This is a genomic window from Chromobacterium fluminis, from assembly GCF_011602385.1.
GTDB classification, from domain to species: domain Bacteria; phylum Pseudomonadota; class Gammaproteobacteria; order Burkholderiales; family Chromobacteriaceae; genus Chromobacterium; species Chromobacterium fluminis.
On the sequence record NZ_JAAOMA010000030.1, the window covers coordinates 1 to 25,561 of the forward strand.

Consider the following 25,561-nt stretch of genomic DNA (forward strand, 5'->3'; position numbering starts at 1 on the left):
GATTTTCCCTCGCGCCGCCGGGGCTGGCGGCGCGAGGGAAAATCAGGCTTGTTGCTCAAAGCGCACAGGCTGTTTGCCCAGGCGCTTGGGCCGCACCACCACGGTGCCGGCGATCTTGTCGTGCCAACCCTGTTTGCGGGCGTCTACGCCTACCCAGATCAGGCCCAGGAAGAAGGGGAAGCTGGACACGAAGTAGCCGAGGTAGCGCAGCGCCGCCTGTCCCGGCGTCATCGGCGCGCCGGTTTTGGCGTCCACAATGCGAGCGCCCAGCAGCATCTTGCCCGGCGTGCTGCTCTTGAACCACCAGAAGGCCAGCACCGCCGCCGCGGGCAGCACCCAGTTGATCATCAGGCCGGCCAGCGGGCTCAACTCAAAGCGGCCTTGCATCATGAAGGCCTGCATCATCCAGCCGTCGCCGCTTTCCGCCATGCGGCTGCTTTCGCCGCCGCCGCTGGCCAGCAGCCAGATCGCCGGCGCCAGCGCCAGGCACAGCAGCAAGGTGTCGACCAGGCTGGCCAGCACCCGCAGCCAGAAGCCGACGTATTCCAGTTCTTCCGCGCCCTCTTGCATCTTCAGTTCTCCAGATTGGGTTTGTGCTTGGCCGCCACGCGCAGGTAGTGTTCGGCGGAGTATTGGAAGTAGGCTAGTTCTTTGTCGGTCAGCGGCCGCGCCTGCTTGACCGGGTTGCCCAGGTAAAGATAGCCGGACTCCAGACGTTTGCCCGGCGGCACCAGGCTGCCGGCGCCGATCAGCACCCGCGGCTCGATCACCGCGCGGTCCAGCACGATGCTGCCGATGCCGACCAGCACTTCGTCGCCTATGGTGCAGCCGTGCAGGGTGACGTGGTGGCCGATGGTGACGTTGCGGCCTATCACCAGCGGCGCGCCAACCGGGTCCGCGGCGCTTTTGTGGCTGACGTGCAGCATGGCGAAATCCTGGATGTTGGAGTTCTCGCCTATGCTGATGGCGTTGACGTCGCCGCGGATCACGGCGTAGGGCCAGACCGAGGCGCCTTCCGCCAACGAGACTTCGCCGATGACCGCCGCCGCCGGGTCGATGTAGCAGCTGTCGTGGATTTGCGGCTGATGCCCGTCATAAGGGCGGATATTGCTTTTCATCGGTCTGTCCTCATCTGAAATCGGGTAAAGTTTCCATCATACCCCCACAGGATGCCAATATGAGCCAGAACCCCTTGCTGGACTTTTCCGGACTGACCCGTTTCGCGGATATCAAGCCGGAGCACATTTCCCCCGCCATCGACGAATTGCTGTCCGCCGCGCGCGCCGCGGTGGCGCGGCTGACCGCGGAGCAGGGCGCGCCCAGCTGGGAAAGCTTCGTCGATCCGCTGACCGACGCCACCGAGCACCTGGGCCGCGCCTGGGGCGTGGTGGGCCATCTGAACGCGGTGGTGAACACGCCGGAGCTGCGCGAGGCTTATAACGCCAATATTCCGCGCATTTCCGAGTTCTGGACCGAGATGGGCCAGAACCTGGACTTGTTCGCCCGCTTCAAGGCGCTGGCGGCCAGCCCGGAACACGCGGATTACAGCGCGGCGCGCAAGAAGATCGTGTCCAACGATCTGCGTGATTTCCGCCTGTCCGGCGCGGAATTGCCGCAGGCGGAAAAAGAGCGTTTCGCCGCCATTCAGACGCGCTTGGCCGAGCTGTCCGCCAAGTTCGAGCAGAACGTGCTGGACGCCACCGACGCCTTCAGCCTGTACATCGAGGACAAGGCCGAGCTGTCCGGTGTGCCCGAGGATTCGCTGGAGCTGTTCGCCGCCGCCGCGGCCGGCGACGACAAGAGCGGCTACAAGATCACCTTGCAGTTCCCGTTCTATTTCCCGGTGTTGCAGTACGCGGACAACCGCGCGCTGCGCGAAAAGCTGTACCAGGCCAATGTGCAGCGCGCATCGGAGTTCGGCCCGTCCGAACGCGACAACAGCCCCATCATCCGTGAAAAGCTGAAACTGGCGCGCGAGGAAGCCCAACTGCTGGGCTTCGCCAACTTCGCCGAGCTGTCCCTGTTCACCAAGATGGCGGAAAGCCCGGAACAGGTCATCGCCTTCCTGCGCGATCTGGCCGCGCGCGCCAAACCGTTCGCGGTCAAGGACCGCCAGGAACTGGAAGCCTTCGCCGCCGCGGAACTGGGCCTGGCCAAGCTGGAAGCCTGGGATCTGGCTTACGCCGCGGAAAAGCTGCGCGTGGCGCGTTATGCGTTCTCCGAGCAGGAGGTCAAACAGTACTTTCCGGAAAGCAAAGTGCTGCCCGGCCTGTTCGGCGTGGTGTCCACGCTGTTTGGCGTGGACGTGCGCCCGAGCAGCGCGCCGGTCTGGCATCCGGACGTGCGCTTCTTCGACATCCATAAGGACGGCCAGCTGGTCGGCAGTTTCTATTTCGACCTGTACGCCCGCGACGGCAAGCGTTCCGGCGCCTGGATGGACGACGCGCGCGGCCGCCGCAGCAAGAGCGGTCAGGTGCAGACGCCTATCGCCTATCTGACCTGCAACTTCACCCGTCCGGTGGGCGACAAGCCGGCGCTGTTCACCCACGACGAAGTGATCACCTTGTTCCACGAGTTCGGCCACGGTCTGCATCACATGCTGACCCGCGTCGACGAACTGGGCGTGGCCGGCATCAACGGCGTGGAATGGGACGCGGTGGAGTTGCCCAGCCAGTTCCTGGAAAATTTCGCCTGGGAATGGGACGTGGTGCAGGGCATGACTAGCCACGTGGACAGCGGCGCGACCTTGCCGCGCGAGCTGTTCGACAAGATGCTGGCGGCCAAGAACTTCCAGAGCGGCATGGCCACGGTGCGCCAGCTGGAGTTCGCGCTGTTCGACCTGCAGCTGTACAGCGTCTTCGACGCCGACAAGGGCGACTGGCTGGCCTTGTTGGACGAGGTGCGTCGCGAGGTGGCGGTGAATTTCCCGCCGGCCTACAACCGCTTCCCCAACAGCTTCAGCCACATCTTCGCCGGCGGCTATTCGGCTGGCTATTACAGCTACAAGTGGGCGGAAGTGCTGTCCGCGGACGCCTATGCGGCCTTTGAGGAGGCTGGCGGCGCCAATCCGGACACCGGCAAGCGCTTCTGGGACGAGATTCTGGCGGTGGGCGGCAGCCGTCCGGCCCTGGAATCCTTCCGCGCTTTCCGCGGCCGCGATCCGCAGATCGACGCTTTGTTGCGCCATTCCGGCATGGTGGAAACAGTTTGAAACGACCGTTTTATGCCGGGGGAAAAATATTCCGGGCTTTGTCGGAACTCTTGTGAAGCGCCGCGGCTCTAATTTTTTGCTCAGTGGGTTATCTCCAGAGCAGCAAGCGAGCCAGACGCATATCAGGGTAGATTGATATAGTGTCTATTGCGCGCCTCCGTGTAGACGGAGGCGCCTTTTTTTTGCCGCGGATCGCGCGGCTAAAAAGATTCAGTCGCCCCGCTCTGGTTTGACGGACGGCGTCAGCGGCTGCAGGGTGTGGCGGTGCTGGAAGGTAGGGGTCCGCATCGAGAAGGGCGGGGTCAACGGCGCCAGACGAGGGCGGTTGGGATTGCGCGTCGGGCATAATGCCTGTTGCACATCGTGCTGCTTGTGCTTGATAGTCAAGAACTTGCTCCGGTTACAACGACGCTTTCGATCATAGGCCGGCGTTCCGAGCCTTGGCAAATTCCCGTTGTCCGGCTGTTGTTTATTTGTTTAAACACTTTTGTTTAATCAACCATCAAATAATCGACGTCGGCAACTGTCGCCGCCCAAAGCTTGGCAGTGCCGCGCGCTGCGGTTATGGTGTCGGCCTTTGCATGAAAAACATTTGGAGAGCCCGCCGATGCGTTTTGCCACCTGGAACGTCAATTCCCTCAAGGTCCGCCTGCCGCAGGTGATCCAATGGCTGTCCGACAGCCCGGTGGACGTGCTCTGCCTGCAAGAACTGAAAATGGATCAGGATGTGTTTCCGCTGGCCGAGATCGAAGCGGCTGGCTATCGCGCGGCCTGGTTCGGCCAGAAAACCTACAACGGCGTGGCCATTCTGGTGCGCGCGCCGCTGGAGCTGGAAGATGTGGTGCTCGGCATCCCCGATTACGGCGACGAGCAGCGCCGGGTGATCGCCGCCACAGTGAACGGCATCCGGGTGATCTGCGGCTATTTCGTCAACGGCGAGGCGGTGGATTCGCCCAAGTATCCGTACAAGCTGGAATGGCTGGCCAATCTGGAGCGCTATGTCGCCGCCGAGTTGCAGCGCCATCCGCAGTTGCTGCTGTTGGGCGACTACAATATCGCCCCGGAAGACCGCGATGTGTACGACCCGGAAAGCTGGCACGAGCAAGTGTTGTGCAGCACGCCGGAGCGCGAATCCTTCCGCCGTCTGATCGCGTTGGGCCTGAGCGACAGCTTCCGACTGTTCAATCAGGAGGAGAAGCAATACAGCTGGTGGGATTACCGCGCGATGATGTTCCGTCGCAACAAGGGCGTGCGCATCGACCACATCCTGGTCAGCGACGCGCTGAAGCCGCGCGCGCTGGACTGCGTGATCGACAAGGCGCCGCGCAAATGGGAGCGGCCGTCCGACCACACTCCGGTGGTGCTGACGCTAGCGGATTGAGCGTTTCCACTATTCTAAAGGCCGGTGGCAGCCGGCCTATCCGCCAGCTTTCTTGGCTTGCCTCAAAAATATTGCCGGCCGGTTTTGCTAGTCTGGAGCTTTCCTGCTTTTCAGATGGCTGCGCGATGACCCAAAACCACCCCAAACTGCCGGTAGACCCGTATTACGAGGGCGTGCCGGAATATATGACCCAGGTATACGACTGGGCTTACGTCAATCCGCGCAAGGCCGGTTGGCTGGACCGCAACCTGGTTGTGCGCGTCTTGCTGTTCTTCAACGATCAAAGATTGATGCGTGCCTATCTGGAGCAGATCCGGCCCGGCGACAAGGTGTGGCAGGTGGCTCACGTCTACGGCGACCTGGTGCAGCGAGCCGCGGACCGGGCGGGCAAGGACGGGCGCTTCGTGCTCACCGACATCACCCCAGTGCAGATAGAGCACGCCGAGCGCAAGCTGCGAGATCGCCCTCAGGCCGCGGTGGTGCGCGCCAACGCCGGCAATTACCGGCTGGAGTCCGACGATTTCAACCTGATTTGCAGTTTCTTCCTGCTGCACGAGGTGCCGGATCATCTGAAGCGCGCCATCGTCGACAATATGCTGTCGCAAGTGCCGCCCGGCGGCCGCGCGGTCTTCGTCGACTACCATAGGCCCAAGCCGTGGCAGCCGATAGGCTGGCTGCTCAAATGGGTGAACCGCGTTCTGGAGCCGTTCGCTGAGGCGCTATGGGATCATGAGATCCGCGATTATGCGCAAGAGGCCGACGGTTTCGACTGGAGCAAGCGCACCTTGTTTGGCGGGGTGTATCAGGTGACGATCGCGAAGAGGAAGCCTTGAGGACATGCCGTACTTGACGTTACACGGGCTTACAAGCGACTAACAGACCCAGGGCGGGGGCAGGGCTAGGATACGTCTCAAGGAAGCGCCGAATCCGGCGCGATGTGATCGGTGAACGGGAGCCCAAGGCTCCCAAGCCTGAAACTGGAGATGCATCATGAACAAACTGACTCTGCTTGCCCTGACCGCCGCTTTCGGCCTGAGCTCCGCCGCTGGTTTCGCCGCCGAAACCGCTAAGCCGGCCGCTTCCGCTCCGGTAGCCAAAATGGCGCCGGCCGCCAAAAAAGCTGAAAAGCACCCGGCCAAGATCCACCATGCCAAGAAAGGCGAAAAGGTAGCCGCTTCCGCTCCGGCGCAAAAAGCCCAGGCCGCCAAGGCTGAAGCCTCCGCTCCGGCCAAGGCCAAACACGCCGCCAAGAAGCCGCACGCCAAGCATGCGAAGAAGGCCGCTTCCTCCGCTGCTCAGAAAGCTCAGGCCGCCAAGGCCGAAGCTTCCGCTCCGGCCAAGGCCAAGCACGCTGCTAAAAAGCCGCACGCCAAGCACGCTAAAAAAGTAGCTTCCGCTCCGGCGCAAAAATCCCAGGCCGCCAAGACCGAAGCCTCCGCTCCGGCCAAGAAAGTGGAGAAAAAGGCCGCTCAACACAAGAAGCACGCCGGCAAGGCCAAGAAGGCCGCTGCATCGGCTGCCAAATAAACCGGACTCCGCGTCTGGCTCGCTAAAAAAATAGGCCCCTCAGGGAGGCCAAGACTCAAAGGAGGCTTCGGCCTCCTTTTTCTTTGTGAACGGGACCGCCGCCAGGACAGGCGCGCCCGGCGGCCTTATGCTGTTACACTCAAGTGCTTCGATGCTGGCCGCATGCCCCGGCGTTGAAACCGCCTTCGTTCATTTCGCGCTTAAGGAGCTTCCATGTTAGCCGCCCCGCAAGTTTCCGCCTTCCTGCCGCCGCGCCGCATTCTGATGGGGCCGGGCCCATCCGACGTTTATCCGGAAGTGCTGGCCGCCCAGGCCCGCCCCACCGTCGGCCATCTGGACCCGCTGTTCGTCGGCATGATGGACGAGGTGAAAAGCCTGCTGCAATACGCGTTCCAGACCGCAAACCCGATGACGGTGGCGCTGTCGGCGCCGGGTTCGGCCGGCATGGAGGCCTGCTTCGTCAATCTGGTGGAGCCGGGCGAGAAAGTCATCGTCTGCCGCAACGGCGTGTTCGGCGAGCGCATGCGCCAGAACGTGGTGCGGCTGGGCGCGGTGCCGGTGTTGGTGGACAGCCCCTGGGGCCAGCCGGTGGACCCGGACGCGGTGGAGAGTGCGCTGAAAGCCAACCCGGACGCGCGTTTCCTGGCTTTTGTCCACGCCGAAACCTCCACCGGCGCGCTGTCCGACGCCAAGACGCTGTGCGCGCTGGCCAAGCGTCACGGCTGCCTGAGCATCGTCGACGCGGTGACTTCGCTAGGCGGGGTGGAACTGCGGGTGGACGAATGGGGCGTGGACGCGGTGTATTCCGGCAGCCAAAAGTGCCTGTCCTGCGTGCCCGGCCTGTCGCCGCTGTCGTTCTCGCCGGCGGCGGTGGACAAGCTGCAGGCGCGGCAAAGCCCGGTGCCCAGTTGGTTTCTGGACCAGACCCTGGTGATGGCCTATTGGGGCGGCGGCAAGCGCAGCTACCATCACACCGCGCCGGTGAACGCCTTGTACGCGTTGCATGAGTCCTTGCGCCAGCTGGCCGGCGAGGGCCTAGAGGCGGCCTGGCAGCGCCATCGCGATATGCATCTGATTCTGCGCGACGGCTTGGAAAAGCTGGGACTGAAGTTCGTGGTGGACGCCGCGGCGCGCTTGCCGCAGTTGAACGCGGTCTATATTCCCGAAGGCATAGACGACGCCGCCGCGCGCAATCGTCTGTTGCAGGAGTACAACCTGGAGATAGGCGGCGGCCTGGGCGATTTGGCCGGCAAGGCCTGGCGCATCGGCCTGATGGGTTACGGCGCGCGCCGCGAGAACGTGGCCTTGTGTCTGAAAGCGCTGGAGAGCGTGTTGAAATAAGCGTTCGCTCCCTGTCCGGCGGGCGCAGTGGGACAGAGCGTCAGCCGTTGGAATAGAAAAACGCCATCCATGAAGGATGGCGTTTTTATTGCGGCGGGAGCCCGGCTTCGGCTTATTTTTCGACGAAGGCGCGTTCAATCGCGTAGTCGGCCGGCTCGCCCATGCGCGGCGATTCCTTGAAGCCCATGCCGTTCAGGATCTCGCACAGGTCGTGCAGCATGGACGGGCTGCCGCAGATCAGCGCGCGGTCGTGTTCCGGATTCATTTGCGGCAGGCCGATGTCGGCGCACAACTTGCCGCTGGTGATCAGATCGGTCAGCCGGCCCTGATTGCGGAACGGTTCGCGAGTTACGGTCGGGTAGTAGATCAGTTTTTCGCGCACCATCTCGCCGAAGAATTCGTTTTCCGGCAGTTCTTTGGTGATGTAGTCGTGGTAGCCCAGCTCGCTGACCCAGCGTACGCCATGGGTCAAAATCACCTTGTCGTAGCGCTCGTACACGTCCGGATCTTTGATGATGGACATGAAGGGGGCGAGGCCGGTGCCGGTGGACAGCAGGTAGAGGTTCTTGCCGGGCAGCAGATTGTCCTGCACCAGGGTGCCGGTGGGCTTCTTGCTGATCATCACGGTGTCGCCCACCTTCAGGTGCTGCAGGCGGGAGGTCAGCGGACCGTCCTGAACCTTGATGCTGTAGAACTCCATGTGTTCTTCGTAGTTGGAGCTAACGATGGAGTAGGCGCGCATCAGCGGCTTGCCGTTGACTTCCAGGCCTATCATCACGAACTGGCCGTTGATGAAGCGCAGGCCGGCGTCGCGGGTGCAGGTGAAGCTGAACAGGGTGTCGTTCCAGTGATGGACGGACAGGACCTTTTCGGAGGTCAGGTTAGGAGAGGACATAAGGTTTGCTGCTCGCTAATTTATGAAGTAGAAGCTCGAAAAATATTGGGGCCGATTTTAACCGGTTTGTCGCTTCGCCGCTCGCTCTTGCTGGGAAAACCCGGCGCGAGCGACGTTAAATTCAATTGGAACAGCATGTTAACCGACATTGCCGTCGCAGCCGAACGATTGTTTTCTGATGTGTTTATCGCTGCGCGTTATTTGCCGATTCGCCATAACGAAAGAGGGCGTCACCATGGCGGGACGCCCTCTTGGACAACATAACAGAGAAATACTGTGCGCTTTACCCTTGCTGGCTTCACTACCACTGCTACTGCCGCAAGGCCGTTACCAAAGAGCGGGCTGTCCAAGACAGCTCAATGACGTTGCCGTGTTGAGGCGGAGCCATCATCATGACGGGCTGCCGCGCATGTGTCCTTGATGGACATCACAGAAAGACCAACCGCTTCTTTCTTAATGGGCAAATCGACAAACGGTAATCTCAAGTTTGCTAACTCTGAATTTGGCGGACCGGCCGGGCCGGGACTGCTGATGCTCCGTCTTGGAGGCTGGCTTGGCGTTGCGGACTGTGCCGATTTGGCTGGCCGTGGTTATTGGCCAATGCTCAACGCGTGTATCACTGGATGGCCGCCGGCATTCTGCCGTGAAAGCATTCGGAACCCTCCTTGTCGTGTCGACCTTTTCACTATAAGACTCCGCCGCGCCCAATGCAAGAGGGGCTCAGCCGGCCTTTGGGTCTGGCAGCGAGGCGGGCAGCGCCAGCCGCGCGGGGCGCAGATGTTGTTCGAACTGGCGGCTGGCGGCTTGCCAGGAATAGCGTTCGGCGACGGCTCGAACATGGCCGCGGTCCAGTTCCAGCGCCTTGAGGCAGGCGGCGCGCAGGTCCGCGTCCAGCACGCCGGCGCCGCTGTCGCCCACCACGTCCAGCGGGCCTGCCACCGGATAGGCGGCCACCGGCGTGCCGCAGGCCATCGCCTCCAGCAGCACCAGGCCGAAGGTGTCGGTCAGGCTGGGAAACACGAAGACGTCGGCGGCGCGGTAAAAGCGCGCCAATTCGTGCTGGGGAAAGATGCCGGCGAAGTGGACGTCCTGGTATTGCTGTTTCAGCCGCGCCAGTTGCGGGCCGTCACCCACCACCCATTTGCTGCCCGGCAGTTCCAGTTTGAGGAAGGCTTCTATGTTTTTTTCCACCGCCACCCGGCCGATATAGACGAAGCGCGGCGGCGCGGTGCCGTCCAGACGCTCGCGCTGGCCGGGGCTGAACAGCGCGGTGTCCACGCCGCGGCTCCACAGCTTGACGTTGCGGAAGCCACGGGCGGTCAAATCGTCGGCGATGGATTGGGTGGGCACCATCACGCAATGGGCGGCGTTGTGGAAGCGGCGCATCCAGGCGTAACTGACGGCCAGCGGCAGCCGGCAGCGGGCGTGCACGTATTCCGGAAAGCGAGTGTGGTAGGCGGTGGAAAAGGCCAGGTCGTGGCGCAGGCAATAGCGGCGCGCGGCCAGGCCCAGCGGTCCCTCGGTGGCGATGTGGACGGCGTCCGGGGCGAAGGCGGCGATGCGCGCGGCCACTTTGTGGTAGGGGAACAGCGACAGCCGGATGTCGGGGTAAGTGGGGCAGGGCAGGGTGCGAAAGGCCTGGGGGGTGATCATTTCCACCCGGTGTCCGAAGCCGGCCAGTTCGCGCGCGGTTTCGGTCAGCGAACGGACCACGCCGTTGACCTGGGGCAGCCAGGCGTCGGTGACGATCAGGATGCGCATGTCGGTTCCTTGTGGTCGGCTTGCGCCGCTTGGGGTGGCGGCGCGGCGGCCGGCTGGCCCAGTTGGGTCCAGTACAGCACTTCCAGCCGTCCGTCGGGGTGTTCCACCAGCGCGGACAGGCTTTCCACCCAGTCGCCGCTGTTGCCGTAGAGTATGCCGTCGATGTCGCGCACCTCGGCCTTGTGGATATGGCCGCAGATCACGCCGTCGAAGCCGCGCCGGCGCGCTTCGCCGGCGAGAATGATTTCGAAGTTGCTGATGAAGTTGACCGCGTTTTTGACTCGGTGCTTCAGGTATTGCGACAGCGACCAGTACGGCAGGCCCAGTTTCAGCCGCGCCCAGTTGAAGCCGCGGTTCAGTTCCAGGATCAGGGTGTAGAGGGTGTCGCCGACGTAGGCCAGCCATTTGGCGTATTGAATCACGCCGTCGAACTCATCGCCGTGCAGGATCAGCAGCCGCTTGCCGTCGGCGGTGCGGTGCTCGGCTTCCTGGCGGATGGCGATGCCGCCGAAGTCCAGCCCGGCGTATTGGCGCGCCGCCTCGTCGTGGTTGCCGGGCACATAGATCACCTTGGTGCCCTTGCGCGCCTTGCGCAGCACTTTTTGCACCACGTCGTTGTGGCTTTGTTTCCAGTACCAGGATTTTTTCAGCTGCCAGCCGTCGACGATGTCGCCGACCAGGTACAGGTATTCGGATTCGTGGAAGCGCAGGAAATCCAGCAGGTGGTCGGCGCGGCAGCCGGAGGTGCCGAGGTGGACGTCGGAAATCCAGATCGCGCGCAGTTGTCGGGCGCTGTCGGGGGCGGGGTCTGGCTGCATGGCGGCTCCGTCGGCCTGTGGACTGCTGGCGATGCTGCCAGCGGCAGGTGACAGTCGCGTGAGATTTCAGTGACGACGCGATGAAATTTCTTGAGCGCAGCCTTTAAGATTGTCTTAAGCGCAGGCTGCTGCAATCAGGTTTTGCGGGGGGCGCTTGTTACGGCGGCGAGAGCGCGCTAGGCTGCCGGGACCTTGAACGCCCGGCGACGGGGAGACGGATATGCGGGTTTTGGTGGTGGAGGACGACGCTCAGATCGGCGACGGGCTGAAGATAGGCCTGGAGCAGCTGGGCTTCGTCGCGGATTGGTTTCGCGACGGCAAGCAGGGCCTGGCGGCGCTTGGCGCCGCGCCCTACGACGCGGTGGTGCTGGACCTGGGGCTGCCGGGCATGGACGGTATGGACATCCTGTCCGCCTGGCGGCGCGGCGGCCAGGACGTGCCGGTGCTGGTGTTGACCGCGCGCGACGCGCTGGCAGACCGCGTGGGCGGCCTGGACGCCGGCGCCGACGATTACTTGGTCAAGCCGTTCGCGCTGACGGAGGTGGCGGCGCGGCTGCGCGCGCTCCATCGTCGCCGCCACGGCCAGAGCCATCCGGAATGGCGGCACGGCCGTCTCTGTCTGGACCCGGTGGCGCGCGCGGCCACGCTGGACGGCGCGCCGCTGGAGCTGACCGCGCGCGAACTGGCGTTGCTTGAGTTGCTGCTCAGCCACAAGGGACGGGTGCTGCCGCGCGAGCTGATCGAGGACAAGCTCTACGGCTGGGGCCAGGAGCTGGAAAGCAACGCGGTGGAGGTGCATGTGCACCATCTGCGCAAGAAGCTGGGCAGCGCCTTCATCCGCACGCTGCGAGGCGTCGGCTATACCTTGGGAGATCCGGCATGAGAGGACCGCGCAGCTTGCAGGCGCGGCTATTGCTGCTGCTGTTGTTGATTGTGCCGGTGATCTGGCTGGTGGCTTCCGCCACCGCGGCCTGGTTGGCGCATGAGGAGGTGGACGAGCTGTTCGACACCCAGATGGGCCAGTTCGCCCGGCAGCTGCTGCTGGTGGATGTCGGCGACGAAGAGGTGATCGATCTGCCCAAGCTCAAGCATCTGCTCAAGCACGCGGACAAGGGGCAGTTGGACAACGACGATTTCGGCCTGGCGGTCTGGGACCGCCACGGCCGGCTGCTGCTCAGCGACGGCCGAGGCCGCCGTTTCGATTTCGAACCGGAGCGGCGCGGCTTCTACGATTACCGCGGCAAGGACAGCGATCACGACTGGCGGCTGATTTACCTGGCCGCGCCGGACGGTTCGCGGCTGGTGGCGGTGGGGCAGAAGCAGGGCTTGCGGCACGACATGGTGCTGAAGGTGGTGTCCGCCCAATTGCTGCCGTGGCTGCTGGGTCTGCCGGTGATGCTGTTGCTGATTCTGCTGGCGGTGCGTCGCGAACTGGGGCCGCTCAAGCGCCTGGCCGCCGGCATCGCCCAGCGCGCGCCGGACGACAGTGAGCCGGTGTCGCGCGAGGTGCCGCGGGAAGTGATGCCGCTGGTGGACGCGCTCAACGCCTTGTTCGCCCGCATTGCTTCCACGCTGGAGCATGAGCGCCGCTTCACCGCAGACGCCGCGCACGAGCTGCGCACGCCGCTGGCGGCGCTGAAAGTGCAGGCCGAGGTGCTGGAGCTGTTGCCGGACGAGGGCCGGCGCAAGCACGCGCTGCGGCAGCTGATGTTGGGCATAGACCGCGCCACGAGGCTGGTGGAACAGTTGCTGGCGCTATCGCGGCTGGATCCGCTTAGCCGGCCGGGACAAGGGCAGCCCATCGACTGGGCGACGCTGGCGGAGCGCTTGCTGGCGGAGATGACGGCGGAGGCTGCGCTCAAGGGGGTGAAGCTGGAGACGGAATGGCGCTGCGTGCCGGAACGGGCCTTGCCTTTGAACGGCGATGAAACCCTGGTGGGGCTGATGCTGCGCAATCTGCTGGAGAACGCCATCCGCTACGGCGCCGAGGGTGGCGAGGCGCGGCTGGTGCTGGCCGAGGACGCGGTCAGCGTGCTGGACCGCGGTCCGGGCGTGGCGGCGGAATGGCTGGCACGGATACGCGAGCGTTTCTTCCGCCCGCCGGGCCAGGACGTGGCCGGCAGCGGGCTGGGTCTGTCCATTGTCGAGCGGGTGGCGGAGCTGCACGGCTTGAGCTTGAGCCTGGCCAACCGCGAGGGCGGCGGGCTGGAGGCCAGCTTGAAGCGGCTTTGAGAACCTGTTTACGATCTGCTGCGCGTCGGCGATACGGCGTTGAAAACAAGCTCAAAATGCTCATGTACCACTTGTACATTCCGCTTTTTCGCTCGTTTGCGCCTTGTCTCGCCTTAGCTCGCGAGATCGTAAACACGTTCTGGGACTGCGGCAATTCGCCGCATGGGAGCGCCGGGCGAATCCGGCTATGCTGGCTGAGCTGGCCCTGACGCCGCCAGCGTTCTACATTTGGTTGCGGCCCGCCGGTTTCGGCGGGCTTTCTTTTTTTGCCTAGCTGGGGCGGGGCGACGCGCCGAAGCGCATCAGCCAGAACAGCGCGTTGCAGACGCCGCCGGCCATCGCGCCAAGGTAGAGGTTCATCAGGTCGTTGTACAGCAGCGGCTCGGCCAGCCTGGCGTAGACGAAGGTGACCGCGCTGCCGCTGAAGGCGCCGGGTAGGAAGGCGACCAAGGCCAACAGCCAGCGCGGCCATTCTTGCTGCCAGCCGGCGATGGGCCGGGCCAGCAGCATGCGCAGCAGGCAGAGCAGCAGACCGAATCCCAGCGCCGGGATCGCGCCCATCAAATAAGCCATCATCGGCACCACGCCGCTGGCCAGCAAGGCTACCAGCGGGCCGAGCAGGATGAACAGGGTCAGGCCGCAAGCGAGGATTTTCAGATAGGGCGTTTTCATCCGGCGGGGAGGGGGCGGTGGCAAAAGGCCTCCAGCCTAGCAGACTGGAGGCATGGCGGCGAGAGGCCGCGGAATCAGAACTGTAATTGCACGCGACCCCACACGGTGCGGCCCGGCTCGTTGACTTGCAGGGTGCGGTCGTAGCCGGCCACCATCGCGCCGCCCTTGCTGACACTTTCGGCGTAGGCCTTGTTGAACAGATTGTCCACGCCGAACAGCAGCTTGGCGTGTTTGTTCAAGCGCAGGCCGCCGTCCAGCGACACCACGCCAAAGCCCGGCGTCACGCCGATGTCGGTGCCGACGATATTGCCCTGGCCCGGCGCCACGCGGTCCTGGCGCTGCACGCCGCGCACGGTCAGACCGGCCGCGTATTTGCCGTTGTCCCATTTCAGCGCCGCCTTGGCGTCCAGCGGCGGAGTCTGGCCCAGCGGGCGGTTCTCATCGAGGTTGGCGGCCCAGACCCAGGCCAGGCTGCCGGACAGCGTCCATTCCGGCGCGAAGCGCCAGCTGAGGTCGCCTTCGAAGCCGTAGCGGCGCGCGTCGATGTTGCGGGCCTTGCCGCCGATGGCGCCGGCGTCGCCTTCCACCAGAATGAAGTTCTGCACGCGGCTGGCGTAGGCGGACAGCGAGCCTTGCAGCTTGTCGTCGCGGTAGAGCAGGCCGGCGTCCAGTTGGCGGTTGGTTTCGCTGTTCAGCGTCGAGCTCTTGTTGCGCTCCCAGAAGTCAGGCGCGCGTTCGGCTTGGCCCAGGCCGACGTAGCGGGTCCAACTGCCCGCCGTGTGTTCGTAGCGCAGGAAGCCGGCGTTGAGCTGGTACTGGGTTTCCTGGCGCGCTTGGGCCGGCTTGCCCATGGCGGCGGCCTTGGGCTCGAACACCGCCTGGGTCTGGTCGCGGCGCAGGCCGGCAATCAGTTTGCCGCCCGCGCCCAGCGGGTGGCTGGCCTCGGCGTAGACGCCGTGATTGTCGAAGCTTTGGTTGGGCGCGCGCGGTTGGTCCACGTATTGGCCGGCATTGACACCTTTGCCCATGCGGCTGCGGTGGCGGTCGCTTAGCCAGTCGAAACCGGCGCTCACTTCCCAGTCGCCGAAAGCCATGTCGGCGGCCAGGCGACCGGTGTCGGCGCTGCGGTCCGGGTTCATCGCGGAACGGCTGGCCGGCGCGGTTTGCGGGCGCAGGGTGTAGTTGTCCATCACGTGGTCGACATAGCTGTGACCCAGTTGCAGCCGCAGCGCGTCCAGCCAGCCGCTGAGGTTGCGGCGCTCGGCCTTGAAGCTCCAGGCGTCGCGGTCGAACTTGCTGCCGTCCATGCCTCGGTCCGCGTAGGCGGCCTGGCCGCGGCTGCGGTCCAGAGCCAGTTCCAGCGTGGTGTCCCGGTCCGGGGTCAGGCCGGCGATCAGGGTCTGGCTGTCGCGGTCGAAGCTGGAGTGGACCTTGGCGCCGTTGCCGTCCTTGTAGTCGCCGCCGTGATTGCGGCTGGCGATGGCGCGCACATAGCCCAGGCTGGAGCCGAAGGCGGCGTCGGCGTAGACGTCGTTGCGGTCGGCGTTGCCGCCGGTCAGGCTGCCGTTGAAGCGCACACCGGCCTCGTCAAAGCGCTTGGTCTTGCGTTCGAAGTTGACGCCGCCGCTGATCAGGCCGGGGCCGAGTTTGACGCTTTGCGGACCCTTGACCACGTTCACTTCGTCATAGGCGTCCGGGTAAAGATAGGCGGTGGGCGGGTCCATGCGGCCGCCGCAGCCGCCGAACACGAAATTGCCGTCGGCGAGGATGGCCAGTCGCGAACCGCCCAGGCCGCGCAGCAGCGGATCGCCGGAGGCGCCGCCTTTGCGGATGACGTTGAAGCCGGGCAAGCTCTTGAGCAAGCCGGCGCCGTCGGCGGACGGCAGAGGCTGGCGCGGCGCGCGCGGATCCACTGACATTTTCAGCGGCTGTTCCTCCTTGGCGGCGGTGACGAGGACCTCCTCGCCGCGGAATTCCGGCAGCTCCTGGGCAAAGGCGTGGCCGACGGCGAGCGCCAGCGGTATAGGCAGCAAATAGTGTTTTTTAGACATTTTTTAGAAACTAACATTAACAAATTTGAGGGTGACAATTCTAAATTGCATGATGTCTCGCCCCAATGCGGCAAAGTGTCGCAGCGCCCCTGGCCGCCCCATGGTGATAAAGTGTCGGCCATGATTGCCGGATTCCCTGTTTCTTCCCCCCGTCTGGGCCTGACCGCGGATATCGCGCGCTCGGCGCGGCTGATAGGTTGGCTGCGCTGGCTGATGTTGCTGCTGGGCTCGACGGTGGCCTTGGCCTGCTGGTGGCAGCATGTTTATCTGCCCTGGCCTTTGCTCTCCCAAGCGCTGTTGACGCTGGCCGCGGTCAACGTTTGCCTGCCGTGGTGGCTGCGCCATGGCGGCGACCCTCTGCTGGCTCTGCGCCTGGGGCTGGCCGCCGACGTATTGGTGTTGACCGAGCTGTTGGCTTTCACCGGCGGCGCGGCCAATCCGCTGGCTTCGCTGTTTCTGCCGCCGGTGTTGTTCGCCGCCTTGCTGTCGCCGGGGCTGTTCGCCTGGGCCCTGGCGCTGGCCAGCGTCGCGGCTTACGGCCTGTTGTTCGAGTGGCATCTGTCCTGGCCGGTGGACCACGGCAACGCGCTGCATATCTTTTCCATGCATCTGACCGGGATGTGGTTGAGCTTCGCGCTGTCGGCGCTGTTGATCGCCGGCTTCGTATCCTGGCTGGCGCGGCAACTGGCGCTGAGAGAAGCGGCGCTGGCGACGGCGCGGGAAACCCAGTTGCGCGACGAGCAATTGCTGGCGGTGGGCATGCAGGCGGCGGGAGCCGCCCACTCGCTGTCCACGCCCTTGAACACCATGACCCTACTGGTGGACGAGTTGCTGGCCACTCGACAGCAAGACGCCGAGCTGATGGAGGACTTGCGGCTGATGAAGGCGCAGCTGGCCAATTGCGGCAGCGCGTTGGCGCGCTTGAAACTGGGGTCGGAGTCCGCGCCGGGGGAGAGCGGGCTGTTCGCCGCGCTGGCCGAGCGGCTGGCCGGTTGGCGTTCGTTGCGGCCGGACGTGCGGCTGGATTGGCAGGCGCCGCAGGGACCGGACCCGCTGGTGGCGCTGGACCCGGCGTTCTGGCCGGCGTTTTTCAATCTGATCAACAACGCGGCCGAGGCCGGCGGCGGCGAACTGACGGTGGCGGCGCGGCTGGAGCAGGGGGCCTTGTTGTTGGACATCGTCAACCATCAAGGCTGTTTGACCGAACAGCAGTTGGAGCGCGCCGGTCTGACCCCGTTGCCGTCCGACAAACCGGTGGGCATGGGGCTGGGCGTGATGCTGAGCCACGCCACGCTGGCGCGGCTGGGCGGTTCGCTGCGCTTGCTGAACCGGCCGGAGGGCGGCGTGCACGCGCAGGTGCGCCTGCCCTTGCTGGTGGATGATAAGGACGGAGCCTGATGCTGGATTTTCTTTTGGTGGACGACGACGAAGCCTTTGTCGCCATGTTGGCGCGCTCGCTTAGCCGGCGCGGTTTTCAGGTGGCGGCGACCCAGACCGCCGCTCAGGCTTTGGCGCTGGCCGGCGAAGCGCCGGCGCGCATCGTGCTGGACCTGAACCTGGACGGCGACAGCGGGCTGCGCTTGCTGCCGGCGCTACATGCCGCCTGCCCGCGCAGCGCCATTCTGATTTTGACCGGCTACGCCAGCATCGCCACGGCGGTGGAGGCCACCAAGCTGGGCGCGGTGCAATACCTGGCCAAGCCGGCCACCGTGGATGAAATCCTGGCCGCTTTCGAGCATCAGCAAGCTAATCCGGAACTGCCTCTTACGCCGCAGCCTATGTCGCTGCGACGGGTGACTTGGGAGCATCTGCAACGGGTGCTCAGCGAGAACGACGGCAATATCTCCGCCACCGCGCGGGCCTTGAACATGCACCGGCGCACTTTGCAACGGATGCTGGCCAAGAAGCCTGTGAAGAGTTGAAGACGGGCCTGTTGCATTGCTACAGCGTCTTCCGACCGCCGGCAATTGGCTGGATGCGGACTGTAGCGGTCTTTGTTCTTCAATTACCCGGCAATGACGAGGGTATAAATGCGGCTTGGCCGCGCCATCAGAAAAATTGATTGGAGCGTCCACTCTAGCCGCCGTATGGTGAATGTCCATAACCATGCCAATGGAGGGGACAACCATGCTTCGCGGACAGATGATGGACCGGCCTTTGCTGATTTCCGACTTGCTGCGCCACGCCGAAACCTATCACGGCGACACGCCCATCGTGTCGCGCACCGTGGAGGGGCCCATCCATCGCTACACCTATCGCGAAGCGGCGCGGCGCGCGCGCCAGCTGGCCAACGCGCTGGCGGCGCTGGGCGTGCGCCAGGGCGATTGCGTGGGCACCCTGGCCTGGAACGGCTACCGCCATTACGAAACCTATTTCGCCGTGTCCGGCTACGGCGCGGTATGCCACACGGTGAACCCGCGGCTGTTCGCGGAGCAGATCGCCTGGATCGTCAACCACGCGGAAGACAAGGTGCTGATGTTCGACCTGAGCTTCCTGCCGCTGGTGGAGCAGATCGCGTCGCAGCTGGGCACGGTGGAAACCTTCGTGTTGATGACGGACAAGGCGCATATGCCGGCGCAGACGCCGCTGGCCAACCTGCTGTGCTACGAAGACCTGGTCAACAGCCACAGCGACCAGTACCAGTGGCCGCTGCTGGACGAAAACGCAGCGTCCAGCTTGTGCTACACCTCCGGCACCACCGGCAACCCCAAGGGTGTGCTGTTCTCGCATCGCTCCACCGTGCTGCACGCCTACGGCAGCGCCTTGCCGGACAGCTTCGACATCTCGGCGCGCGCCTGCGTGATGCCGGTGGTGCCGATGTTCCATGTCAACGCCTGGGGCCTGCCTTACAGCTGCACGATGAACGGCAGCAAGCTGGTGCTGCCGGGACCCAAGTTGGACGGCGTCAATCTGTACGAGCTGATCGAAAGCGAGCAGGTGACCGTTACCGCCGGGGTGCCGACGGTATGGATGATGCTGTTGCAGCATTGCCAGAAGAACCATCTGAAACTGCATTCCCTGAAGCGGGTGATCGCCGGCGGCTCGGCGGTGCCGGAAAGCATGATCGAGCAACTGGCCGAGCACGGCGTGGAAATGCGTCAACTATGGGGCATGACCGAGCTGTCGCCGTGCGGCACCACCGGCACGCCCAAGCTCAAGCACGAGGGCCTGGACCAGGCCGGACTCAACGCCTTGCTCAGCAAGCAAGGGCGGCCGATCTACGGCATCGAGCTTCGCATCGTGGACGACGCCGGCAAGCCGCTGCCGCACGACGGCGTGGCCTTCGGCAATCTGCAAGTGCGCGGCCTGTGGGTGTTGTCGCAATATTTCCGCCGGGAGCTGGACGCCAGTCACAGCGCCGACGGCTGGTTCAACACCGGCGACGTGGTGACCATAGACGCCGACGGTTTCATGCGCATCACCGACCGCACCAAGGACGTGATCAAGTCCGGCGGCGAGTGGATCAGCTCCATCGAGCTGGAGAACATTCTGGTGGGCCATCCGGCGGTGGCGGAGGCGGCGGCCATCGGCATTCCGCATCCCAAGTGGGACGAGCGGCCGCTGATGGTGGTGGTGCTCAAGCCCGGCGCAGGGGCCACGGTGGAAGAGTTGCTGGGCTTTTACGAAGGCAAGATCGCCAAATGGTGGACGCCGGACGACGTGGTCTTCGTTGAGGAGCTGCCGCACACCGCCACCGGCAAATTGCAGAAAGTGCGGCTGCGCGAGCAGTTCCGCGATTATCGCTGGCGTTCCTGACGCAGTCGGCGGAATAGACTGGACTGAATAGAGTAATTACGCTACAGTGGCGGCTGCACTGAAAACCGTATGGTTTTGAGGTGTTAGCCCCTCGAAATGTCGGCCGGTCCGCCGGACGACGTTTCTTCCTCGTGTTGGCCCCTGCCGTTGTCAAACCGCAGGGGGTTTTTTTTGCCCGTTGTCCGGCCGGCCATGTCCCTATCCTCCTGTGTTTGATCAAACAAAATCATAATCTGTCACAACTGTACCCATATTTGATATTTATAACGGGTGACTTCCGTTAAACTGGCCGGATATAAATCAACAATAACAATTGGCTGCCAACGGTATGGGGAGTGTCGCCGGCAATGCGCGGCATTGGAGCCATGGTTGTCAATCACGCGAGAAAAAAGGACTGTTCATGAAATCTCTTCGTAGCCGGCTGATCGCCTTGAACGCGCTATTGATGGCATTGTTCGGGCTGGTGCTCGTCGTCATCGTCTTCGTGCAGATGCGCACGGAAATACTGCAGGGTCTGGACCAGGAGTTCGAGGCCAGCCTCAAGGGGCAAAGCTCGGTGGTGACCACCTGGCTGGGAGAGAAGAAGCAGCAAATCGTCGCGCAAAGCACGATGGCGTCGGAGTCCGACGCCATTCGCTTCCTGAAAACCGGCGCCAAGGCCGGCGGCTTCAACGTCAACTACGCCGGCTACGCCGACGGCCGCTCGTCGTTTTCCGATGACTGGACAGCCCCGGCCGACTACAAGGTGGCCGACCGCGATTGGTACAAGCGCGCGAAGGAAAGCGGCCAGGCGGTGGTGACCGACCCCTATCTGGACGAAGCCACCAAGAAACTGACGGTAACCATTTCCGCGCCCTTCAATCACAACGGCGCTTTCGCCGGCGTGGTGGGCGGCGACGTGATGGTGGACGCGCTGGTGAAATCGGTGCTGGGCCTGAAAGTGCGCGGCAACGGCTACGCCTTCATCATGGACAAGAAGGGTACGGTGATCGCCCATCCGCAAACCGACCTGGCCTTGAAGCCCATCACCAGCGTGGCGCCGGAACTGACGCCAGAGCGCTTGGCCGGCATCGTTAGCCACGATCAGGCGTCGGAAGTGCAGATCGGCGGCCAGGCCATGTTGTTGTCCGCGCAGGAAATCCCGGGAACCAACTGGGTGATGGCCTTGGCGGCGGACCGCGCCACCGTGCTGGCGCCGTTGACCACCTTGCTGTACACCATCGCCGGCCTGACCGCGCTGGTGTTCGTGCTGATGATCCCGTTGGCGAGCCTGGTGATAGGCCGCATGCTGGCCGGCCTGGTGCGGCTGAAGAACGCGATGGAGGACATCTCCCACGGCGAGGGCGATCTGACCTTGCGGCTGAAAGACGACGGCCAGGATGAGATAGCCGCCACCGCGCGCGCCTTCAACACCTTCGTCGCCCAGTTGGCCCAGCTGTTCCGCGGCCTGAAGCAGGACGCGGCCGGCGTGGTCAACGGTGTGCAGGACGCCAGTCAATTGGTGGCCGGCGTGGCGGACAGCTCTCGCCACATTTCGGACGTGTCCTCGTCCAACGCGGCCACGCTGGAGCAGATCACGGTGTCGATCTCCCATATCGCCGACAGCGCGCGCCAGGCGGACGAACTGACCAGCCTGACCGGCGCCAGCCTGGAGGCCAGCGCCAGCAATATGCAGCGCCTGTCCAGCGGCATGGAGGGCACGGTGCAGTCGGTGCGGGGCCTGGAGTCCATGCTGTCCTCGCTGGACAAGCGCTCGCAGGAAATTTCCGGTATCACCAGTGTGATCCGCGACATCGCGGACCAGACCAACCTCCTGGCCTTGAACGCGGCGATCGAGGCGGCGCGCGCCGGCGAACAGGGCCGAGGCTTCGCCGTGGTGGCCGACGAAGTGCGCAAGCTGGCCGAACGCACCGCCCAGGCCACGCTGGAGATCTCCAATATGGTCAGCGCGATCCGCGACGAAACCGGCCGCGCGGTCAACGACGTCAACCAGACCGTGGCCGCAGTGGACGAGGGCGTGGAACTGACCCGCGAAGCGGTGGCCAAGATAGAGGAAATCCGCGCTTCGATGCTGGACGTGGTGGCCAAGATGAACGAGATTTCCGATTCCACCAGCGAACAGCACAAGGCGACCACCTTGATTGCGCAAAGCTCGGAGGCGATCAACGGCCATGTGCTGGAAAACGACGACTCCTTGCAGAACGTCAGCAGCACGCTAACCGGCTTGTCGCTCAATGCCGGCAAGATGAATGCGGAGTTCAACAAGTTCCGTCTGTAAGAACGTGTTTACGCTCTAGCGAGCTAAGGCGAGACAAGGCGAAAACGAGCGAAAAAGCGGAATGTACAGGTGGTACATGAGCATTTTGAGCTCGTTTTCAACGCCGTATCGCCGCAGCGCAGCAGATCGTAAACAGGTTCTAAGACTGCGCGCGAAACAAAATACGGCCGGGGAGCATGCTCTTCCGGCCGTTTTCCTATTTGAAGGCTCCGTGTTCTTGCCGCGTATCCGGTAAAAAGACCGCAACGCTTATAGGAAATCCAAGCTGGGTACGGCAAAGGGCATTTTCATCAAGTAGAGATGCTGGTTACTATGCGGGAGACGATATTCAGCGGATTTCAAAAAGCGTTTATCGAAACGGGGCCGGACGGTTGCGTTTCAGGCGCTGAAAACTTATGACCGAATCGACTTCCGATGCCTTGCGCGCCGGGGCCTTGCTGGCGGCCGGCGACCTTAACGGCGCGCTGCTGGCCGCGCAAAGCGGTTTGCAGGCACAGGCGGACAACGCCGAATTGTGGAACCTGCTGGGCGTGTGCGCCGCGCGGCTGGAGCAACTGGCGATGGCGGAGCAATGTTGGCGTCAGGCGCTGCAATGCGACCCGCGGACCCCGGACGCCCATTACAATCTGGGCCGCTGTCTGATGGCGCAAGGCCAGTTGGCGCAGGCGGAAGCGCATTACCGCGCGGAACTGGCGCAGCGCCCGGAGCACGCCGCCTGCCAAGGCAATCTGGGCGTGCTGTTGGAGGAGGCGGGGCGGCTGGACGAGGCCGAGGCCCAGTATCGGCTGGCCTTGCGCTTGCGGCCGCAGTCCGCCGTCCATTGTTTCAACCTGGGCCGTTTATTGTATCGGCGGCGACCGGAAGAGGCCGAGGACTGCTTGCGACGGGCGCTGGCCTGCGAGCCAGACGACGTCGACGCGCTCAATCTGCTGGGCCAGTTGCTGGCGGAGCGCGGCGAGCGGGGCGAGGCGGAAACGCTGTTACGCCGGGCGCTGTCGTTGGACGCAAGCCATGCCGGCGCGCTGACCAATCTGGGTTTGTTGTTGCAGGCGCAACGACGCTGGGCCGAGGCGGAAGCCTGCCTGAGCGCCGCGGTGGAACGCGCGCCGGAACAGGCGCAGGTGCTGGGCAATCTGGTCTTATGCCTGTGGCGGCAAGGGCGCAGCGCGGAAGCGGAGCCGCTGGCGCGCCGCGCCTTGGCGCTGGAACCGGCCGGTGCGGAAGCGCATCAGCAATTGGCGCTGGCTCTGGCGCAGCAAGGCGGCTGGGAAGAGGCCGAAGCGACGCTGCGCGCCGGGTTGGACGCTCAGCCGCTGCACGCCGGGCTGCGCCGTAATCTGGGCTATCTGCTGCTGACCCAGCGGCGTTGGGGCGAGGGCTGGCCCTTGCACGAGGCCCGGCTGGAAACCATGCCGTCGCCGGTCTTGACGTCGCCGCGCTGGCGCGGCGAGGCATTGACCGGCCGTCGTCTGTTGCTATGGTTCGAGCAGGGTTACGGCGACGCCTTGCAGATGGCGCGTTACTTGCCGCAGCTGTTGCGGCGCTCGCCTGGGAGCGTGGTCGCCGCTTGCAGGCCGGCCTTGCTGCCCTTGTTGGTGGCCCAAGGCTGGCCTGTGGAGTTCTTGCAGATAGTCGACCTGGACGGGCCGTGGCCCGAGCACGATTGTCATGTATTTTCGATGAGCTTGCCCGGCTTGTTGCAGCCGGAGCCGACGCCGGGGCCGGCGTATTTGCGCGCCGACGCCGCCGGCCGCGCCGCCTGGCGCGCGCGCTTGCCGGCCGGCGGACGCAAAATCGGGCTGGTGTGGCGCGGCAGGCCGGAGCACGAGTTCGATCATTGCCGCTCTTTGCCTGATCTGGAGACGCTGCTTCCCTTGTTGACATCGCCTGGCATCACTTGGCTGGCCTTGCAGCCGGAGTTGAACGAGGCGGAACGAGACGGGCTGCGCGCGCGCGGCGTGGAAGTACTGGGAGATGAACTGGCGGACTTTGCCGCCAGCGCCGCCTTGCTGGCGGAATTGGACGGGCTGGTGACGGTGGACACCGCCTTCGGCCACCTGGCCGGCGCCTTGGGACTGCCCTGCGCCTTATTGCTGTCGGCGCATCACACCGACTGGCGCTGGGGGCTGGAGAGCGAAACCACGCCCTGGTATCCGGGGCATCGTTTGTTTCGCCAAAGCGAGCCGGGCGATTGGACCGAGCCTTTGGCGCGGGTCCTGTCGGCCGGCTTCGGCGCTAGCGCCTGAGCCGGCCGTTTACAACCACTTGCCTGGATTCATCAGCCGATCCGGGTCCAGCGCGGCCTTGAGCGAGCGCATCAGCTCCAGCGCCAGCGGGTCCTTGTAACGCTCCAGCCATTGGGGTTTGAGCTGGCCTATGCCGTGTTCGGCCGCCAGCGTGCCGCCCAGCCGGTAGACGTGGTCGTAGACGATGGCGTTGACCGCGGGCTCGTCGTCGAACAGATCGACGTTGCCGGGCCGGGTGTAGCTGATGTTGTAATGCAGATTGCCGTCGCCGGCGTGGCCGAAGGCGACGATGCGCACGCCGGGGTAGGCTTGGCGCAGCGCGGCGCCGCAGTCGCGCACCAGTTGCGGCAAGGCCGAGGTGGGCACCGCAATGTCGTGTTTGATGCTGGGCCCGTCCTGTTTCTGGATTTCCGAAATCTCTTCGCGCAGCAGCCACAGCTTGCGCCGCTCGGCCTCGCTTTGCGCCACCACCCCGTCGCGCGGGGCCTGCCCGGCCAGCCAGTCCAGCAGCGCCTCGTTCAGCGCGGCGTCGCCGCCGCCGTCGGACAACTCGATCAACAGCAGCCACGGCGCGGTGAACGGCAATTGGCCGGGCCGGTGGCGTGCTATCGCCTGTTGGCAATCGGCCTCGATCACCTCGAAGGCGGTGAGGCGGTCGTCGAAGCGCTGGCGCAGGCCGTTGAGCCAGAGGATGGCGGTTTCGATGTCGTCGACGCCGATCAGTGCGGTGGCGCGGGCGCTGGGCAGCGGGAACAGCTTCAGCGTGGCGGCGGTGATCAGGCCCAGCTGGCCCTCTGCGCCGATGAACCATTGCTTGAGATCCAGGCCGGTAGTGTCTTTGCGCAGGCCGGCCAGCGCGTCCAGCACTCGGCCGTCCGGCAGCACCACTTCCAGGCCCAGCGTCAGTTCGCGCATGGTGCCGTAGCGCAGCACCGCCACGCCGCCGGCGTTGGTGGACAGGTTGCCGCCGATCTGGCAGCTGCCTTCCGAGGCCAGCGACAGCGGAAACAGCCGTCCGGCCTGTTCCGCGGCCAGCTGTACTTCGCGCAGCGTGGCGCCGGCCTCCACGGTGATGGCGTTGTTGTCCTCGTCCAGCTTGCGCACGGCGCGCAGCCGCCGCATCGCCACCACCAATTGGCGGCCGCTGGCGTCAGGCGTGGCCGCGCCGCAGGTGGAGGTGTTGCCGCCTTGCGGCACAATGGCCACTTGGTGGCGGCGGCAGAGTTTGACCAGCTCGGCGGCCTCGGCCGTGCTGCTAGGCAGCGCCACCGCCAGCGGGAGGCCCTGGTAGCGGCGGCGCCAGTCCAGGGTGTAGGGCGCGGTGTCGGCGGCGTCGGTCAGCAGGTGGGCCGGGCCGATCAGAGCCGCGACGGCCTGGAGAAAATCGTGCAT

At 64.5% G+C, this 25,561-nt stretch carries 21 protein-coding genes; 12 read left to right on the plus strand and 9 right to left on the minus strand.

Translation table 11 applies throughout. The features are described from left to right. Positions 1-42: 42 nt before the first annotated feature. Together HA052_RS18460 and HA052_RS18465 are read right to left on the minus strand one after the other, a co-directional pair. Positions 43-570, minus strand: coding sequence for an RDD family protein (locus HA052_RS18460; protein ID WP_166453026.1), 528 nt, complete (start codon positions 568-570; stop codon positions 43-45). A gap of 2 nt (positions 571-572) precedes the next feature. Next, positions 573-1,118: a gamma carbonic anhydrase family protein gene (locus HA052_RS18465; protein WP_166453027.1), complete on the minus strand. Its 546-nt coding sequence runs from the start codon at positions 1,116-1,118 to the stop codon at positions 573-575. 59 nt (positions 1,119-1,177) lie between these two features. On the opposite strand from HA052_RS18465, the gene HA052_RS18470 reads away from it, so the two are divergent. Next, a complete protein-coding gene (locus tag HA052_RS18470; protein WP_166453028.1) occupies positions 1,178-3,211 on the plus strand; it encodes a M3 family metallopeptidase in 2,034 nt (677 codons plus the stop codon). A 210-nt stretch (positions 3,212-3,421) separates the two neighbouring features. Here the strand turns inward: HA052_RS18470 and HA052_RS18475 are convergent, their stop codons facing one another. Continuing rightward, on the minus strand, positions 3,422-3,598 hold the full coding sequence (locus tag HA052_RS18475) for a hypothetical protein (protein ID WP_166453029.1): 177 nt from the start codon (positions 3,596-3,598) through the stop codon (positions 3,422-3,424). A 220-nt stretch (positions 3,599-3,818) separates the two neighbouring features. Between HA052_RS18475 and xth the strand changes: the two genes are divergently transcribed. The 4 genes from xth to HA052_RS18495 all read left to right on the plus strand — a co-directional run bounded on the left by xth (position 3,819) and on the right by HA052_RS18495 (position 7,460). After that, positions 3,819-4,592, plus strand: a complete 774-nt coding sequence (xth, locus tag HA052_RS18480) for an exodeoxyribonuclease III (protein ID WP_166453030.1) — start codon at positions 3,819-3,821, stop codon at positions 4,590-4,592. A gap of 125 nt (positions 4,593-4,717) precedes the next feature. After that, the gene (gene rquA, locus HA052_RS18485) at positions 4,718-5,425 is read left to right on the plus strand and encodes a rhodoquinone biosynthesis methyltransferase RquA (RefSeq protein WP_166453031.1); all 708 of its coding nucleotides are present in this window, start codon (positions 4,718-4,720) and stop codon (positions 5,423-5,425) included. Between the two features lie 157 nt (positions 5,426-5,582). Then, positions 5,583-6,119, plus strand: coding sequence for a hypothetical protein (locus HA052_RS27720; protein ID WP_240937419.1), 537 nt, complete (start codon positions 5,583-5,585; stop codon positions 6,117-6,119). Between the two features lie 213 nt (positions 6,120-6,332). Beyond that, entirely contained in the window at positions 6,333-7,460 is a 1,128-nt protein-coding gene (locus HA052_RS18495) for a pyridoxal-phosphate-dependent aminotransferase family protein (protein WP_081548441.1), read from the plus strand. A gap of 112 nt (positions 7,461-7,572) precedes the next feature. On the opposite strand, the gene HA052_RS18500 is transcribed toward HA052_RS18495, so the two are convergent. The 3 genes from HA052_RS18500 to HA052_RS18510 all read right to left on the minus strand — a co-directional run bounded on the left by HA052_RS18500 (position 7,573) and on the right by HA052_RS18510 (position 10,934). Then, positions 7,573-8,355, minus strand: a complete 783-nt coding sequence (locus HA052_RS18500) for a ferredoxin--NADP reductase (protein WP_019104206.1) — start codon at positions 8,353-8,355, stop codon at positions 7,573-7,575. Between the two features lie 720 nt (positions 8,356-9,075). Then, entirely contained in the window at positions 9,076-10,116 is a 1,041-nt protein-coding gene (locus tag HA052_RS18505; RefSeq protein ID WP_166453032.1) for a glycosyltransferase family 4 protein, read from the minus strand. After that, on the minus strand, positions 10,104-10,934 hold the full coding sequence (locus HA052_RS18510) for a UDP-2,3-diacylglucosamine diphosphatase (RefSeq protein ID WP_081548445.1): 831 nt from the start codon (positions 10,932-10,934) through the stop codon (positions 10,104-10,106). Before HA052_RS18510 ends, HA052_RS18505 begins: the two co-directional genes overlap by 13 nt. Before the next feature lie 220 nt (positions 10,935-11,154). Between HA052_RS18510 and HA052_RS18515 the strand changes: the two genes are divergently transcribed. Together HA052_RS18515 and HA052_RS18520 are read left to right on the plus strand one after the other, a co-directional pair. Next, positions 11,155-11,817, plus strand: a complete 663-nt coding sequence (locus HA052_RS18515; protein WP_166453033.1) for a response regulator — start codon at positions 11,155-11,157, stop codon at positions 11,815-11,817. After that, positions 11,814-13,166, plus strand: a complete 1,353-nt coding sequence (locus HA052_RS18520; protein WP_166453034.1) for an ATP-binding protein — start codon at positions 11,814-11,816, stop codon at positions 13,164-13,166. The genes HA052_RS18515 and HA052_RS18520 overlap by 4 nt, the downstream gene beginning before the upstream one ends. Before the next feature lie 270 nt (positions 13,167-13,436). Here HA052_RS18520 and HA052_RS18525 read toward each other — a convergent pair whose 3' ends face one another. Together HA052_RS18525 and HA052_RS18530 are read right to left on the minus strand one after the other, a co-directional pair. After that, positions 13,437-13,862, minus strand: coding sequence for a hypothetical protein (locus HA052_RS18525; protein WP_166453035.1), 426 nt, complete (start codon positions 13,860-13,862; stop codon positions 13,437-13,439). Positions 13,863-13,912: 50 nt separating this feature from the next. Next, positions 13,913-15,889: a TonB-dependent copper receptor gene (locus HA052_RS18530; RefSeq protein WP_166453036.1), complete on the minus strand. Its 1,977-nt coding sequence runs from the start codon at positions 15,887-15,889 to the stop codon at positions 13,913-13,915. 120 nt (positions 15,890-16,009) lie between these two features. Between HA052_RS18530 and HA052_RS18535 the strand changes: the two genes are divergently transcribed. From HA052_RS18535 to HA052_RS18555, 5 genes are all read left to right on the plus strand, one after another. Beyond that, positions 16,010-17,287: an ATP-binding protein gene (locus tag HA052_RS18535; protein ID WP_166453037.1), complete on the plus strand. Its 1,278-nt coding sequence runs from the start codon at positions 16,010-16,012 to the stop codon at positions 17,285-17,287. Next, on the plus strand, positions 17,287-17,811 hold the full coding sequence (locus HA052_RS18540; protein ID WP_166453038.1) for a response regulator transcription factor: 525 nt from the start codon (positions 17,287-17,289) through the stop codon (positions 17,809-17,811). Before HA052_RS18535 ends, HA052_RS18540 begins: the two co-directional genes overlap by 1 nt. Positions 17,812-18,016: 205 nt before the next feature. Then, the gene (locus HA052_RS18545; protein WP_081950259.1) at positions 18,017-19,645 is read left to right on the plus strand and encodes a 3-(methylthio)propionyl-CoA ligase; all 1,629 of its coding nucleotides are present in this window, start codon (positions 18,017-18,019) and stop codon (positions 19,643-19,645) included. A 400-nt stretch (positions 19,646-20,045) separates the two neighbouring features. Continuing rightward, a complete protein-coding gene (locus tag HA052_RS18550) occupies positions 20,046-21,923 on the plus strand; it encodes a methyl-accepting chemotaxis protein (RefSeq protein WP_166453039.1) in 1,878 nt (625 codons plus the stop codon). Between the two features lie 395 nt (positions 21,924-22,318). Then, positions 22,319-24,169 (plus strand): tetratricopeptide repeat protein, encoded by a 1,851-nt coding sequence (locus HA052_RS18555; protein WP_166453040.1) that lies wholly within the window; start codon positions 22,319-22,321, stop codon positions 24,167-24,169. A 9-nt stretch (positions 24,170-24,178) separates the two neighbouring features. On the opposite strand, the gene HA052_RS18560 is transcribed toward HA052_RS18555, so the two are convergent. After that, on the minus strand, positions 24,179-25,561 hold the full coding sequence (locus HA052_RS18560; protein ID WP_166453041.1) for an FAD-binding oxidoreductase: 1,383 nt from the start codon (positions 25,559-25,561) through the stop codon (positions 24,179-24,181).